Source organism: Sphingomonas radiodurans (genome assembly GCF_020866845.1).
GTDB classification, from domain to species: domain Bacteria; phylum Pseudomonadota; class Alphaproteobacteria; order Sphingomonadales; family Sphingomonadaceae; genus Sphingomonas; species Sphingomonas radiodurans.
In genome coordinates, this window is record NZ_CP086594.1 from 1,800,630 (window position 1) to 1,815,328 (window position 14,699).

Genomic DNA, 14,699 nt, shown 5'->3' on the forward strand with positions numbered 1-14,699 from the left:
TCAAGGAACAGCGAATGAGTGATGTGACGCGTAATGTCGCGCTGGTCGCCGGAGGCGCCGGCTTCATCGGCTCGCATCTGTGCCGGGCGCTGCTGGAGCGCGGCCACGAGGTGATCTGCCTCGACAATCTGCAGACCGCGCGGCCGTCCAACCTGCGCGGGCTCGAACAACTGCCCGGCTTCCACTTCGTCGAGGCGGACGTGGTGAATCCGCTGCCCGCCGGGGTCACGGCGCGCGCCGCGCGGATCTCGCGCGTCTACAACCTCGCCTGCGCCGCCTCGCCGCCGCATTATCAGGCCGATCCCGAACACACGATGCTCACCAACGTGATCGGCACGCACCATCTGCTGCGGCTCGCCGAACAGACCGGCGCGCGCTTCCTGCTCACCTCCACCAGCGAGGTCTATGGCGATCCTGAAATGCACCCGCAGCAGGAGGAATATCGCGGCTCGGTCAACTGCACCGGCCCGCGCGCCTGCTACGACGAAGGCAAGCGCGCCGCCGAGGCGCTGACGTTCGATTACGCTCGTCTCGGGCGCGCGGAAGTACGCGTCGCGCGCATCTTCAACACCTATGGCCCCAACATGGACCCGGAGGATGGCCGCGTCGTCAGCAACCTCATCTGCCAGGCGCTGGCCGGCGGCGACATCACGATCCACGGCGATGGCACGCAGACGCGCAGCTTCTGCTACGTCAGCGACATGGTCGATGGGCTGATCCGCCTCATGGAAAGTGACATCGACGGGCTGGAGCCGGTCAACCTCGGCAACCCGATCGAGCTTACCGTCAACGAGCTGCTCGAACGCATCCGGAGCATCGTCGCCACGCACGGCCATGTCGTCCACTTGCCACTGCCGCAGGACGATCCGCGCCGCCGCCGGCCAGACATCAGCCGCGCCGCCGCGATGCTTGGCTGGGCGCCGACGGTGCAAGTCGATTTCGGGCTCGCGCGCACCGCCGAATGGTTCGCCGGCGAAATCGGCGTCGATTCGCCGCTGCGCCTGTCGGAAGCGGCGGAATAAGGTGACGGCCGAGACCATGATGCGCGCCGCGCAACTCGCCGCGCCCGGCGACATGCGGATCGTCGCCGCCGCGCTGCCGCAGCCCTGCGACGGCGAAGTCCGGATCAGGCTCGAAGGCTGCGGCGTCTGCGCCTCGAACCTCGAGCCATGGGCTGGCCTCGAATGGTTAACCTACCCCGGCGACGTCGGCGGCCTTGGCCATGAGGGCTGGGGCATCATCGACGCGCTCGGCGCCGCCGTCACGGATCTCGCGATCGGAGACCGCGTCGCGACGCTCTCGGGCCGCAGCTTCGCCGAGTACGATCTCGCGCGCGCCGACGCGGTGGTGAAGCTCCCGCCCGCGCTCGCCGGCAAGCCGTTCCCCGGCGAACCCCTCGGCTGCGCCTTCAACATCTTCCGCCGCAGCGATATCGCTCCCGGCCAGCGAGTAGCGATCATCGGCATCGGTTTCATCGGCGCAGTGCTGACGAAGCTCGCCAGCGACGCCGGCGCACACGTCATCGCCATCTCGCGCCGCCGCTCCTCGCTCGATCTCGCGACCGCGTTCGGCGCCGCCGAGACAATCGTGATGGACGATCACTGGGCGATCATCGAGCGCGTCAAGCAACTCACCGACGGCGCGCTGTGCGATCGCGTGATCGAAGCCGTCGGCAAGCAATGGCCGCTCGATCTCGCCGGCGAGCTGGTGCGCGAAGGCGGCCGGCTGGTGATCGCCGGCTACCATCAGGATGGCCCCCGCCAAGTGAACATGCAGGCGTGGAACTGGAAGGGGATCGACGTCATCAACGCACACGAACGCGATCCCGCCATTTGCCTGCGCGGCCTGCGCGAAGCGGTCGACGCGGTGGCATCCGGCCGGATCGACCCGACGCCGCTGTACACGCACGTCTATCCGCTCGACCGCGTCGGCGAGGCGCTCGATGCGACGCGCGACAAGCCCGGCGGCTTCGTGAAGGCGCTGGTGACCTATGATTGAGGCGGCCCGCCCGCCGCGCGTCGGCTTCCTCGGCGTCGGCTGGATCGGCCGCCACCGCATGGCCGCAATTGCCGACACCGGTTTGATAGAGGTCGCCGCGATCAGCGATCCCTCGCCGGAGATGCAGCGTGAAGCCGCCGCGCTCGCCCCCGCCGCCATCATCTGCGAGTCGCTCGACGATCTGCTCGCGCACGATCTCGACGGCCTCGTCATCGCCACGCCCAGCGCGCTGCATGCCGAGCAATCGATCCGCGCGCTGCACGCCGGCGTCGCCGTCTTCTGCCAGAAGCCGCTCGGCCGCACCGCACGCGAAGTGCGCGCGGTGGTAGACGCCGGGCGCACCGCCGATCGGCTCCTCGCGGTCGACCTGTCCTATCGATTCACCGCCGGCATGGCGCGGATCGCCGATCTGGTGCGCAGCGGCGCGCTGGGCCGCGTCCATGCGATCGACCTGACGTTCCACAACGCCTACGGCCCCGACAAGCCGTGGTTCTACGATCGCGCGCTCTCGGGCGGCGGATGCGTGATGGACCTCGGCGTCCACCTCGTCGATCTCGCCTTGTGGGCGATGGATTTCCCCGCGCTCCGCGGCCCCGTCACTGCGTCGCTCACCGCCGACGGCGCGCCGATCGCAGACGGGACAGCGGTGGAGGACTTCGCCGTCGCCAGCTTCGCGCTCGAAGACGGCCCCGTCGTTCGCCTCGCGTGCTCCTGGCGGCTGCACGCCGGCCGCGAGGCCGACATTGCCGCGATCTTCTACGGCACAGACGGCGGCGCCGCGCTCCGCAACGTCGACGGCTCGTTCTACGATTTCACCGCCGAGCTTTACCGCGGCACCAGCACCGAAACGCTGACCAGCCCGCCCGACGACTGGGGCGGTCGCGCCGCCGCCGATTGGGCGACGCGGCTCGCCGCCGGCGCGCGCTTCGATCCGGCCGCCGAGCGCCTCGTCGACGTGGCGCACGTGCTCGACCGGATCTACGCCGCCGCTTAAGCGGTCACCCGTCAGCCGGCGCGCCGCGTCGCGATGTAGCGGTTAACCTGCTCCTCCAGCACGTCGAGCGGCAGCGCGCCTTGGCTCAGCACCGCCTCGTGGAAATCGCGAATGTCGAACCGCTGCCCGAGCTCACGCTCCGCGCGCTTGCGCAGCTCCGCGATCCGCAGCTGGCCAACCATGTAGCTCGTCGCCTGCCCCGGCCAGTTGAAGTAGCGGTCCACCTCGCGCGCGATGTCGGTATCCGACACCGAGCTGTTGCCCTTGAAATAGGTGATCGCCTGCTCGCGCGTCCACCGCTTGGAATGGATCCCCGTGTCGAGCACTAGCCGGATCGCACGCCACACCTGCAACGACAGCATACCGAACCGCGCATAGGGATCCTTGTACACCCCCATTTCGTTCGCCAGCCGCTCCGAATACAGGCCCCAGCCCTCCATGAACGCGCCATAGCCGCCGAACCGGCGGAACTTGGGAATGCCGACCAGTTCCTGCTGGCGCGCAATCTGGAAGTGATGCCCGGGCGCGCCCTCGTGCGCCGCGATCCCCGCCACTTGCACCTTCTGCGTCTGGTTCATGTCGACCAGATTGACGTAATAGATGCCGGGCCGCGTCCCGTCTGCCGAGGGCGGATTGTAAAAGGCGGTCGATGCCGTGCCCTCGCGCCACTTTTCCACCGCGCGCACTTCCAGCGGCGCCTTTGGCAGCACGCGGAAGTATTGCGGCGCCGCCGCCATCACCGATGCGACCACTGCCCGCGCATCGCGCAGATACGCCTCGCGGCCGGCCGCATCGTTCGGATATTTGAACTTGGGATCGGTGCGGATCGAATCGAAGAACTGCTCGAGCGTCCCCTTGAAGCCCACCTCGCGCTTGATCGCCTCCATCTCCTGCCGGATCGCGGCCACTTGTTGCAGGCCCAGCGTATGGATCTGGTCGGCGGTCAGGTTCGTGGTGGTCGAGCTCTTCAAGCGATCGGCGTAATAAGCTGCGCCATCGGGCAGGTTCCACGCGCCGAAATTGCCCTTCGACTTCGGCTCGATCTCGTCGAGCGCCACGAACAGCAGATCATAGCCGCGCTTGAACGGCCCGGTCAGCGCAGCGGTCGCGTCGGCCAGCAACTTGGTCTTCGTCGCCGCCGGCGAATCGAGCGCGGTCACTTTCTTGCGGAAGTCCGCCAGCAGCGTCGAATCCGGCCCGCCATCGAACGGTGCGCCGGTGACCACCTTGCGTGCATCGGCGCGCGCTGGGGCGAAGTTGACCTTGTTGGGCACGACGCCCGCGGCGGCCTGCTCGCGCATCGTCGCGGTCACTTCGCGCATCACGCGTTCGGCCTCGCGCAGCCGCGCGATATAGGCCTCGGCGTCGGCAACGGTGTCGACCTTGTGGTTGTTGATCAGCAGCACCGGAATGTCGCCCGCCGGGCTGCCGTTGGTCGAAACCGGGAAGCGCAGCTTGCGGAACTGGAAGGTCTCGCGCCCGCGCTCCACCTCATATTCGAACAGCCGATAGCTGACCCGGGCATTCTCGCTCAGCTGCTCGGGGCGGAACCGCGCGCGCATGTCCGTCAGCTGCCGCTCCGCGAGCGCCTTGGATCGCACCGCCGCTGCATCGGAATAATCGTCGAGGCGGTTGTTGTCGGTCTTGAAGCCGAGCTGGGTCTGCGATTCCGGGCTTAGTGCGACTTGCTCGTCGAACGCTGCGTCGAGAAATGTCAGCAGCGCGGCGTCCTGCACGCCGGCCGGGGCCGCTTGAACCGGGGCGGGGGCGCTCGCCTGAATGAGCGGCATGATCGGCAGCAGCAGTAGCGGTACGACGAAACGCATGGAAATCTCCGATAGGATGCGCGCTTCTCGCCTGCAGCTCCGATCAGTGCAACCACCGGATACGGCAGTACTTCATCGTGGATCGAGCACCGATCCTTCCTGCTCGCCGGTCGGTTCGGCCGGAGCGTCGGGATCGCGCCCGGATTCACGATCAAGCCACCGCATAACCGGCGTCACTGTCAGTCCGTGCAGCAGGATCGAGAACAGCACGATCAGCCCGACAAGCCCCCAGAGTCGCTCGGGCACCGGTATGTCCATGTGGTTGATGCCATAGGAAAGATAATAGAGCGAGCCGACGCCGCGGATGCCAAAGAAGGCTAATGTCATCTTCTCGCCGCCTCCTGCGGGATACCCGATCAGGCCAATCCAGCCGGCTAGCGGGCGGATGACGAGCAGGACGACCGCCGCCACCACCGCGTCGACCCATGTCACCGACGCCAGCAGGCCAGTCACCAGCGCGCCGCCGAACAGGAGCAGCAGCGCCATCATCACCAGCCGCTCGATTTGATCGGTCAGCGCATGCATCTCGCGCTGGAACTCGTGATCGCGATGCGTGTGGCGAATGGTCAGTGCGGTGACGAACACGGCGAGAAAGCCGTACACATGGACCATCTCTGAGAGACCATACGAAATGAACGTCGCCGAAAGTGCGATCAATCCGTCGCCGGTCTTCGCCAGCTTCGTCTCGGCGGGCACGTGAAAGGTCAACCAGCCGAAGGCACGTCCGATCAACCACCCTCCCAAGATCCCGCCCGCAATCTCCCACGCCACATTGTACGTCAGCCATTCGCCCAGCCACGGTTCACCCGTTGCGGCGCTCGCCCCCAGCAGGATCGCGAGATGGACGAACGGGAATGCCGCGCCGTCGTTGAGCCCGGCCTCGGATGTCAGGCCGAAGCGCACCTCGTCTTCCTCACCGGTCTTTGGCGGGCCGACCTGAACGTCGGCCGCGAGAACGGGGTCGGTCGGTGCCAGGCTCGCCCCGAGCAACAGCGCGATCGCGAGCGGCAACCCGAGCGCCCAGCTTGCAAGGCCAGTGATCGCCAGGATCGACAGTGGCATCGTGATCGCGATCAGTCGCCACGTCACGGACCAGCGGCGCCAGCCGAACACGCGATCGATCTTCAGCCCCGCGCCCATCAGCGAGATGATCACGATCAGCTCGGTGAATCGTTCGGTGATCTCGGGGTAATCGACCGGCAGCGGGTCGAGCGGAACTTGCGGCAGCAGGAACACGCCAGCGCCGATGCCGATGCACACGATCGGCAGTGACAGCGGCAGCCGCTTGAGCGCGAGCGGCAGCCAAGCGACGAGCGCGATGAGCAGGCCTGCACCGGTCAGGATCAGGATATACGGATCGGGCGCCCACTCTGACAGCAGTTCGGTCATTTGCGCCGTACTCCGCACATTGGCGCGCTAACGCTGCGCATGGGTGTTGCCGAGCAAGCTGATTCCGCCGGCGGCCAGCAACAGCACGCTGCCGATCGCCCTGCGATCGCGCCGGCGGATCAGCGCCAGCCCCAGCGTCGCCAGGATCGATACCGGCGCGCCGATCTTGCCGGCGCCGGCGCGGGCGGCGACGCGCGCCGTCGTGCGGCTTGCCGCGTAATTCTCGATCAAGCCATTCGAGTCGCGCGTCGCACGGGGCGGGGCTGCGACGGGAGCGTCGCTGCCAGCGACCGTATCGGCAGCAAAGGCACCGCGCTCGCCGAGCGGGCGCTCGACGCCCGTCGTCGTGTCGCGTGCGGTCTGCCGCTCGAGCTCGCAATTGAATTCCGCGCCCAGCAGCAAAACGTAGGCAGAAAGGTACAGCCAGGTCAGCAGGACGATCGCGGCGCCGAGCGACCCGTACGTCGCGTCGTAGCTGCCGAAGTTGGCCACGTAGAGCCCGAACCCGAGCGTCATGATCATCCACCCGACCGACGCGAGCAGCGATCCTGGGCTCAGCCATGTCCACGTCGCTTGGTCGCGGTTCGGCGCATAGCGATACAGCGTCGCCGCCGCCGCCGCGCCGATCGCAGTCATGATGACGTATGAGAGGATCTTGCTCAGCACGAGCAGGAAACCGGGCGCGCCCGGGAACAGCGCTTCCAGTCCGGCCATCGCCGCGATCGTGATCATCGCGAGCAGCGCCAGCACCACCGCGCCGGCGGTGATGCCCAGCGCGACCAGGTTGAGCTTCACGAAGCCGCGCGTCTCTTCTTCGTCATAGGCGATGTTGAGCGAGGTGATGATCGCCGTCGCGCCCTTCATCGCGCCGTAGAAGGCGATGGCGAGCGCGATCAGCAGCCCGAACCCCTTCTTGCCGTCGGCGGTCGAGACGACGTTGGCGAGTTGTTCGCCGATCAGCTTCGCGACGTCCGTCGGCATCATCGCCGCGAGCGATTGCACGTTCGCCAGCACCGTCTCCGGCGTGGCGACCAGGCCGTAGCTCAGCACGATCGCGCCCAGCATCGGCACGATCGCGAGCACCGCGCAAAACGCCACGCCCGATGCGATCAGGCTGATATTGTCCTGCCCCGCCTCGCGCCAGCTGCGCAGCGCGATCTGCTTCCAGCCCGCGGCCGGAATCGCCATGGGGCTGGCAGCGTCGCGCCCGTGGGTGGCGGCGTCGGGGGCAGGTGGCGACATGTCGTTGGAACTCCTGCCAAGCGAACAAGCATCGGGAACGGACGTTCCCTTCGATATGCTCGCCAAATGGGCGTTCGTGGGGGCACGGAATTGTCGCTGTCGCAAAGATGATCGGTGATTGCGCCGTTGGGCCCCGCCAATGGCGGAATCCGAGTGTCGCTCGGCTATGGTTTGCCGCCGCGAATCCCCGTTTTCCCCCGGTTCGGGGCAAGGAAACTAGCGTGCCGCCACGCCGCTGAACTTGTCGTCGCGGCGGCGGCCGACCATCATCCCGCGTTCGAGCCGAGCGCACAGCGCGGCGTAATAATCGGTAAGGAAATCAAGGTCGTCGTCGTCGTCGGCAAGTCCTGCCTTGGCGCGGATCGTCGCCGCGACGGTCGCGATCGCATCAGGGCGGCCCATGCGCAGCACATCCTCCAGCGTCTGCAGCTCGTAAATCCCATAAAGCGCCAGCGCCGACTCTGAGAACGTCCGCCGCGGCCCGTCATTTTTTGCCGCCAAATCAACGCTTAGCGACGCGCGCGCGTCATTCACCACCCAGGTGCCGGCAACAAGATCGCCGACGCGCAACCGATCGCGGTTGAACAGCGGGAACAGGAAGAAGATGCCGCTCCACAGCAGCGCGAACAGGATCAGGAATCCGTCCGCCGCGCCGCTCGCCGCCTGCGTTCCGAGGAACGACAGCGGCAGGAAAATCTCGATCTCGCGCAAGGCGTTACGCGCGATCACCGCAGCGCCGGTCAGCCGGGCGCCGTCCCGCGCGATCACGCGCAGCCGCATCGCGCGCTTGCCGGGCGTGGCGCCGCGACGGCCCATCTCGAACAGGATGAACCATCCGTTGCGCAATACGAACAGCCCCAGCATCCACACGATTCCAAGCAGTTGCGACTGCTGGCCCTGCGCGATGCCGCCGCCGCGACTGAGAGAGAAGATGATGATGGTCGCGGTGATCATCACCGTGCCGATCAGCAGCCAGTCGAGCAGGAACGCGCTGGCGCGGGCGGTCGCACTGCCGAGTTCGAGCCGCAGATCGACACCTTCGGGCGTGACGAAACTGCGGCGCAGCGACAGCGGTGCCGCCACCGCGGCCTTAGCGCGAAACGGCCAGCGCATCGCCTGCCTCCGCTCGCCGCGGCAGGTAGAAATACGCAAGCCAGCCGATAAGTGCGGCGATCCCAATGCCGTAGCGCAGCGCGTCGCCTTGCACTGTCTGCCGACCGATCCCTTCCAGCACGCCGGCAATAAATAACATAGCGACCACACCCGCCATCGCCACCGCTGCGCTCCGCCCCGCAACCACCGCAGCGTCGGCGCGCGCACGGCGGCCCGGGAAGGCCACCGCCGTGCCGATCCGCACCCCCGCCGCCGCGGCGAGCGTGACCGCGAACAATTCGGTCGTTCCATGGATCGTTAGCCAGCCGGCAAAGCCCGTGCCCAGCCCCTTGTCGACGAACACCGCCACCATCGCGCCGAGGCTGAGGCCGTTGTAAGCGACGAGTAGTAATGTCGGAATTGCGAAGGCGAAGCCGAGCGCAAAAGCGAAGATCGCAACCTGGCTGTTGTGGGTGAACAGGAAGGTCGCGAACGCCGCCAGCATCCCTTCGCGCTGCTCGCCATAGATCGTCGCGCGCAGCATCTCGGCGCTGGCGGTGGGATCGCGCCCGCTCGACATGGCGCCCGGCACGATCGCGTAGAACCACGCGGGATCACTACGCACGAGGAAGAAGCCGGCCAGTCCGGCCGCGGCGAGCAACGCAAAGCAGAACAATGTCTCTTTCCACATCGCTTGTACCGCACGCGGCCAGCCAGTGACGAAGAAGCGTGCGAGCTGCTGCCACAGCGAGGTCTGGACGCCGTAAAGCTGGAAATAGGCGCGCGTACATAGCCGTTCGAGATAGGTCGCGAGACTGCGGTCGAGCGACGTTTCGCGCACCACCGACAGCGAGGACAGCGCGGTGCGGTAGAGCGAGGGCAGCGCGAGGAGATCGTCATCGTCGAGTGCGCGGACCGAGCGCTTTTCCATTTGCGTGACGATTCGTTCGAGCCGCGCCCAGTCGGCGGCGTGCGCGGCGCGGAAGCGGCTGGCGTTGACGAGTGGCGCGGTCGGGATGATTTCTGAAGCGCTCACAGCAGGTTGCGCCGCTTGAGATCGACATAGCCGTCGACCAGCCGTGTCGCGACTTCGTCGTGCGGGCTTTCGATCACGTGCGCGCCGAGATGCCGCAGCCGGGTGAGCACCATCAGCCGATCGCGCAGCAGCGCGGCGGCGGTGACGGCTCTGGTCACATCCTCGGTGGTCGCGGGGGCGCGGTCCAGGATCGCTTCGAGCTCCTCGTCGCGCAGGACGACGACGAGCAGCAGATGCGTCTCCAGCAGCCGCCCGGTCGCGCGGACCATGAATTCGGCGGCGGTGAGATCGGTGAATTCGGTGAACAGCACGATCATCGAGCGCCGCGTGAGCTTCGCCGCCATGCTGGTGAGCGCATAGGTGTAGTTGGTCTCCTCGCCGCTATAGTCGATCCTGGCGGCGAGCCGCTGCAGCGCCCCGAACGCCGTGGCCCCGGCGACGAAACCGCTCGCAAGGCGCGGCCGCGAATCGAACGCGTGGAGCGAAACGCGATCGCCAAGCTTCAGCGCGATCCAGGCAGTCAGCAGCATCGCCGAGACAACACGATCAAGCCGGCTACCCCCCCCCACCGGCTCCGACATCTGCCGCCCCGAATCGATCGCGAAGACGATCTGGTTGTTGCGCTCGGTACGGAATTCCTTGGCGTGCAACTTGATGTGGCGAGCCGACTGCCGCCAGTCGATCGCACGGCGATCCATGCCGCCGCGGAACTCGACCAACGCATCGAAATCGGCGCCGTCGCCGCGCTCGATCTGCGCCATCAGGCCATTGAGCGCGTGACGCTGGAAGATCCGCGCGCCGCGTTCGTGGACGAGGCTGATATCGGGGATGATGGCGCACTCGGCTTCGATCGGCACGATCTGCTGCTTCCAGGCGAGCCCGAGGGTGCCGGGCCAGCGCAGCCACAGGCGGTCGAGCCGTGCTGTGCCGCGGCGTGCGGCGCGAAAGGCGATGGCGCGATGCCCGCTGCCAGCAGCGAGTGCGAGCCATTCGATCTTGGGATCGACGCGCGCGAGCAGGCCGTTGCCGCCGATCGCGAACGCCACGCGGCGCGGTGCGGCGCCGGTGATGCGGATGTGCAGCGTAGCGGAAAACTCACTTCCGACACCGGCCGCGCGTGGCAGCATGAGCCGCGCGCTCGCCTGACCCGGCCGCGCGCCGCGCAAGCCGTCGATGAAAGTCGCGACCAGCACCGCCGCGGGCCAGGCGAGCGCGACATACCAGCGCGCCGGGAACGCGAGCGCCAGCAACAGAACCGCGGGCAGCCCGGCCAGCAGCGTGAGGATCGCGGTGCGCGTGGGATAGATCATGCGGGCGATCAGCGCGGCGCCTCGATCGTATCGATGATCGCGGCGACGACATCGTCGATCGCGCGGCCGTCGATCTCGGCCGCGGGCGAGAGGATCAAGCGGTGTCGCAGCAGCGCCGGCGCAAGCGCCTTCACGTCATCCGGAATGACGAAATCGCGCCCGTCGAGTGCTGCGCGTGCGCGCGCCGCCCCGGCCAGCATCACCCCGGCGCGTGGCGACGCGCCGCTTTCGATATCGGCGACGCCGCGCGTCGCGCGGATCAGCGCCAGGATGTAATCGACCACTTCATCGACCAGGCGGACGTTCGCCACCGTCTCGATCGCGGCGCCAAGCCGGGCGGCATCCGCCACTGCCGTCACGCCCCACTCGTCCGGCGTCACCGCCGCGGTGCGCGCGCCGTGACGGGCGATGATCTTGCGCTCCTCTTCGGCCGAGGGATAATCGACTGTCTGCTTGAACAGGAAGCGATCGAGCTGCGCTTCGGGCAGGGGATAGACGCCCTGCTGCTCGATCGGGTTTTGCGTCGCCACCACGGTGAAGCGGTCGCTGAGCGGCAGGCTGGTGCCATCGATCGTCACCTTGCGCTCCTGCATCGCTTCGAGCAGCGCGGCCTGCGTCTTGGGCGGGGTGCGGTTGATCTCGTCGGCGAGCAGCAATTCGGTGAATACCGGGCCGCGCGTGAGCGAGAATTCGCTCGTCTGGAAGTTGAACAGATTGGTGCCGATGATGTCGCCCGGCATCAGATCGGGAGTGAACTGGATGCGGCCGAATGCGATGCCGAGCGCGCGCGCGAAGCTGCCGGCGAGCAAGGTCTTGGCAGTACCGGGCGGGCCTTCGAGCAAGATGTGCCCGCCGGAGAGCAAGGCGATCAGCATCAGCTCGACCGTCGCCTCCTGGCCGACGACGGCGCGCGCGACTTCCTGTCGGATGTCGGCGGCGAGCGCCTGGACTTCTGTCACCGTCACGATCATCTCTCCATCTTGGTGGCTTGCCAGGCGTGCAGCGCACGCGCGGCGCGCAGCAGCGCGGGTCGGTCGGTTGCCTGTTCGGCGTCGCGCATCAGCGGCGAGAAGGGCGCGGCGCCACCGAGCGAATCGAGATAGCTGACGAGCGCCGCATCGTGCAGCCGCGGCGGAGCGCCGAAGACGCGCGCGGCGCGATCGCGAACCACCGCGGCGTAACGCGCACCCATCCCGGCCTCGCGCCCGGCACGGCGGACGAGCGCCGCGCTGTTGTCGACCAGTACCGCCTTGCCATAAGCGATCGCGCGCTCGCGCGGCGCGATCGGGCCGAAGCGCGCGAGCGCGTTCAACCCCACAAGCAGCAGCGCCGCCGCGAGCGTGATCGTGACCGCGAGGAACGGTGGCTCGAAGGCGAGCTTGAGCGGGCTTTGCGCATGGCCAAAGCCGTTGAACGAGACGTCGAAGGCAATGCCCTTCGTCGGTCGTTCATCGAGGGCGTCGAGCATCGCCAATGCCGCCGCGGCCTGGGCGGCCGTCCGCAGCCCGCGATTGCTGATCAGATCCGGATCCGCAAGCACGTACCGCTGCGCGTCGCCGAGCCGCGCCAGCACGATGCCACCATTCCCATCTGTGACGAGTGGGCGGAGGACGAGTGGTTCTGTTTCCTCTTCGTCTTCGTCCGGTTCAGGCGCCGTGATGCCAGTGATGACCTGCAGGATGCGCGGGCTGCGGAGCGCGACGGCGGGGGGCAGGCCGACGGTGACCAGCTTGCGATCGGCCATGCGTTCACGCCGCATCGTGAAGCGTACGCCGGGGGCGAGGACGCCGATCGGTTCGGCCAGCGGCAGCAGGCCGATGCGCTGCACCCAGCCTGCGTGCTCGGGATCGGCCTTCGTCTGCCATTTCGGAAGCACGAACAGGGTGGGCTTATAATCACGGTCCTGCAGCGCGGCGGTAATGTTCGTGGCGCCGCTTTCGGGCGTGACGACGAGCAGATCTGCCGTGTTGAACAAATGCGGATCGCGCACGATCCGCGGGTTGCGCCCGGTCGCCTCGGCCAGTTCGACCAGCGCGCGATAGCCGGTTGCGGCATTCGACAGGGCATGCGCGCCGCCATTCTGACCCGAGCGCAAATCCGGTGCGTAGGCGCCCAGCACGAGCATCCCTGCGAAGCCGATGATGCCGAATGCCAATAACAGCGCGACGGTGCGTGCGCTGAACAGCGCGTCTTCCTGACGATCGGGCCTGTCGGTGGCGCTCATCCGCGCCACGCCTGCGGAAGCGCGAATTCGGTGTAGGCGGCACGGCACCGGCCCCAATCATCGGCATCGACCGGCGCGCCGCCGAACAGGCTACGCTCGACGACGGCGGCGAGCCCCGCGAACAGCCCGCGTGGCGCGTCTGGAATGGCATCGGCGCGGGCGATGTCGCGGCTGGTGAGCGCCGGACGCACCAGGCGGGGACGGCGGCTTGCGATGTCCTCGACGCTGCGAAGCAGGATATGGTGGATCGCCTCGCCGTAGCGCCCCTCCGCCGCCAGCCGATCGGCCTCGTCGAGCCAGCGCCGTGCTGGGGCCGCGTCGGGTGCCCAGTCGGCGGGGGTTTCGGTGTCGTCCGTCGCGAGCGCGGTCGCGCGGCGGCGGCGCGGCAGCCGCCATTCACCGCTGCGCACCCGCGTCCAGATCATCCATGCAACGAGCACGGCGAGTGCGGTGATCATCGCCCAAAGCGCGATGCGCGCATAGGGCGCCTCGGGCATCAGGCCGGAGATCCAGCGAATCAGCCGGCCGATCGGCGAGAGCGCCCATTGCAGCCACTCGCCAAGCGCCTTGAGCCAAGCCGGCGGTGGTGCGGGCGGGGTAGCGGGCGGCAGAATGAACTGCACCTCGCCGCCCTCGCGCAGCGCGCGATGCGCCGCGGTTAGCCGCTCGTCGAGGGCACCAGGCGCCGCTTCAGCCATTCGTTCGTGCTTCCCCCGAGCGCCCGGATCAATCCTAGCCGCGGGATGGGTGACAAGGCTATCGATTTACGACAACAATTGCCGACAGGTGGCAAGCAGGGGCGGCGAGATGGCAACGAAGGGGCAGGCCGGCGAGTCGCTCGCAATCGGAGCGGTGCTGGGACGGGCGTTCGGGGTGATGCGCGGTAATCCGCTCACCGTGTTCGGCATTGCCTTCCTGCTGGGTGCCTTGCCGCAGGGGATCCTCGGGTATGCTGTCCGCGCCGAGGCGACGTCGCCTGATCCGGCCGCGCAGGCGGGGCTGGTTGGTCTCTACATGGGATATGGCCTCGTCGTGCTTTTGTGCAGTGCGCTGGCGCAGAGCGCTTTGGTGCGCGCAAGCAGCGCGTATCTCGAGGGGCGATCAGCCTCGATCGGCGAATCGCTGTCGGTCGGCCTTGCCAAGGTGCTGCCGGTGATTGGTGTCTCGATCTTGTTGTCGCTGGGGCTGATGGTCGGATTTTTGCTGCTCTTTGTCCCTGCGATCATCCTCGCGCTGATGTGGATCGTGGCCATCCCCGCGCTGGTGGAGGAGAATACCGGCGTGATCGGCGCATTCGGACGAAGCCGTTATCTCACCAAGGGATCGCGGTGGCAGATCTTCGCGCTGATGATCGTGCTGCTGGTGATCATCTGGCTCGTTGCGCTGCTGGCGTTCATTCCGGGCGCGATCCTGGGTTTGGGTGTGGTTGCGGCGGCGGTTTCACCGGCGGCCACGGTGCTCTCGCTTGTCACCACGACCGTGACCACGGCGCTGTCGTCCACGCTGATCACCACCCTCTATTTCGCGCTGCGCGAGCGGCAGGATGGGCCGCAGGCGGCGCAGCTTGCGGACGTGTTCGCCTGAAGCC

Annotated in this window: 13 protein-coding genes; 4 read left to right on the forward strand and 9 right to left on the reverse strand. The window is 67.6% G+C overall.

Features of this window, described 5'->3' with window-relative positions:
• Positions 1–14: 14 nt before the first annotated feature.
• The 3 genes from LLW23_RS08690 to LLW23_RS08700 are packed head-to-tail and all read left to right on the forward strand — an operon-like array spanning position 15 to position 2,992.
• A complete protein-coding gene (locus tag LLW23_RS08690; RefSeq protein ID WP_228948393.1) occupies positions 15–1,022 on the forward strand; it encodes a UDP-glucuronic acid decarboxylase family protein in 1,008 nt (335 codons plus the stop codon).
• Position 1,023: 1 nt separating this feature from the next.
• Complete coding sequence (locus LLW23_RS08695) at positions 1,024–1,998, forward strand: MDR/zinc-dependent alcohol dehydrogenase-like family protein (protein WP_228948394.1); 975 nt, start codon at positions 1,024–1,026, stop codon at positions 1,996–1,998.
• Positions 1,991–2,992: a Gfo/Idh/MocA family protein gene (locus tag LLW23_RS08700; RefSeq protein WP_228948395.1), complete on the forward strand. Its 1,002-nt coding sequence runs from the start codon at positions 1,991–1,993 to the stop codon at positions 2,990–2,992. The genes LLW23_RS08695 and LLW23_RS08700 overlap by 8 nt, the downstream gene beginning before the upstream one ends.
• Positions 2,993–3,003: 11 nt before the next feature.
• Here the strand turns inward: LLW23_RS08700 and LLW23_RS08705 are convergent, their stop codons facing one another.
• The 9 genes from LLW23_RS08705 to LLW23_RS08745 all read right to left on the reverse strand — a co-directional run bounded on the left by LLW23_RS08705 (position 3,004) and on the right by LLW23_RS08745 (position 13,809).
• A complete protein-coding gene (locus LLW23_RS08705) occupies positions 3,004–4,818 on the reverse strand; it encodes a DUF885 domain-containing protein (RefSeq protein ID WP_408642031.1) in 1,815 nt (604 codons plus the stop codon).
• 72 nt (positions 4,819–4,890) lie between these two features.
• Positions 4,891–6,207, reverse strand: a complete 1,317-nt coding sequence (locus LLW23_RS08710; protein WP_228948396.1) for a cation:proton antiporter — start codon at positions 6,205–6,207, stop codon at positions 4,891–4,893.
• A gap of 27 nt (positions 6,208–6,234) precedes the next feature.
• A complete protein-coding gene (locus tag LLW23_RS08715; RefSeq protein WP_228948397.1) occupies positions 6,235–7,449 on the reverse strand; it encodes a YihY/virulence factor BrkB family protein in 1,215 nt (404 codons plus the stop codon).
• A gap of 216 nt (positions 7,450–7,665) precedes the next feature.
• Positions 7,666–8,562 carry an RDD family protein gene (locus LLW23_RS08720; RefSeq protein WP_228948398.1) on the reverse strand — a complete coding sequence of 299 codons (897 nt, stop codon included), beginning with the start codon at positions 8,560–8,562 and terminating at the stop codon, positions 7,666–7,668.
• Positions 8,540–9,577: a stage II sporulation protein M gene (locus tag LLW23_RS08725; protein ID WP_228948399.1), complete on the reverse strand. Its 1,038-nt coding sequence runs from the start codon at positions 9,575–9,577 to the stop codon at positions 8,540–8,542. Before LLW23_RS08725 ends, LLW23_RS08720 begins: the two co-directional genes overlap by 23 nt.
• The gene (locus LLW23_RS08730) at positions 9,574–10,887 is read right to left on the reverse strand and encodes a DUF58 domain-containing protein (RefSeq protein WP_228948400.1); all 1,314 of its coding nucleotides are present in this window, start codon (positions 10,885–10,887) and stop codon (positions 9,574–9,576) included. The genes LLW23_RS08725 and LLW23_RS08730 overlap by 4 nt, the downstream gene beginning before the upstream one ends.
• An 8-nt stretch (positions 10,888–10,895) precedes the next feature.
• Positions 10,896–11,852, reverse strand: a complete 957-nt coding sequence (locus LLW23_RS08735; RefSeq protein ID WP_228948401.1) for an AAA family ATPase — start codon at positions 11,850–11,852, stop codon at positions 10,896–10,898.
• 2 nt (positions 11,853–11,854) lie between these two features.
• Complete coding sequence (locus tag LLW23_RS08740) at positions 11,855–13,111, reverse strand: DUF4350 domain-containing protein (RefSeq protein ID WP_228948402.1); 1,257 nt, start codon at positions 13,109–13,111, stop codon at positions 11,855–11,857.
• Complete coding sequence (locus LLW23_RS08745) at positions 13,108–13,809, reverse strand: DUF4129 domain-containing protein (protein ID WP_228948403.1); 702 nt, start codon at positions 13,807–13,809, stop codon at positions 13,108–13,110. The genes LLW23_RS08740 and LLW23_RS08745 overlap by 4 nt, the downstream gene beginning before the upstream one ends.
• A gap of 109 nt (positions 13,810–13,918) precedes the next feature.
• On the opposite strand from LLW23_RS08745, the gene LLW23_RS08750 reads away from it, so the two are divergent.
• The gene (locus LLW23_RS08750) at positions 13,919–14,695 is read left to right on the forward strand and encodes a glycerophosphoryl diester phosphodiesterase membrane domain-containing protein (RefSeq protein ID WP_228948404.1); all 777 of its coding nucleotides are present in this window, start codon (positions 13,919–13,921) and stop codon (positions 14,693–14,695) included.
• Positions 14,696–14,699 lie beyond the last annotated feature (4 nt).

Coding starts and splice junctions, on each gene's coding strand:
- LLW23_RS08690 (WP_228948393.1), top strand. CDS start 15: ATGAGTGATGTGACGCGTAATGTCGCGCTGGTCGCCGGAGGCGCCGGC.
- LLW23_RS08700 (WP_228948395.1), top strand. CDS start 1,991: ATGATTGAGGCGGCCCGCCCGCCGCGCGTCGGCTTCCTCGGCGTCGGC.
- LLW23_RS08705 (WP_408642031.1), bottom strand. CDS start 4,818: ATGCGTTTCGTCGTACCGCTACTGCTGCTGCCGATCATGCCGCTCATT.
- LLW23_RS08710 (WP_228948396.1), bottom strand. CDS start 6,207: ATGACCGAACTGCTGTCAGAGTGGGCGCCCGATCCGTATATCCTGATC.
- LLW23_RS08715 (WP_228948397.1), bottom strand. CDS start 7,449: ATGTCGCCACCTGCCCCCGACGCCGCCACCCACGGGCGCGACGCTGCC.
- LLW23_RS08720 (WP_228948398.1), bottom strand. CDS start 8,562: ATGCGCTGGCCGTTTCGCGCTAAGGCCGCGGTGGCGGCACCGCTGTCG.
- LLW23_RS08730 (WP_228948400.1), bottom strand. CDS start 10,887: ATGATCTATCCCACGCGCACCGCGATCCTCACGCTGCTGGCCGGGCTG.
- LLW23_RS08740 (WP_228948402.1), bottom strand. CDS start 13,111: ATGAGCGCCACCGACAGGCCCGATCGTCAGGAAGACGCGCTGTTCAGC.
- LLW23_RS08745 (WP_228948403.1), bottom strand. CDS start 13,809: ATGGCTGAAGCGGCGCCTGGTGCCCTCGACGAGCGGCTAACCGCGGCG.
- LLW23_RS08750 (WP_228948404.1), top strand. CDS start 13,919: ATGGCAACGAAGGGGCAGGCCGGCGAGTCGCTCGCAATCGGAGCGGTG.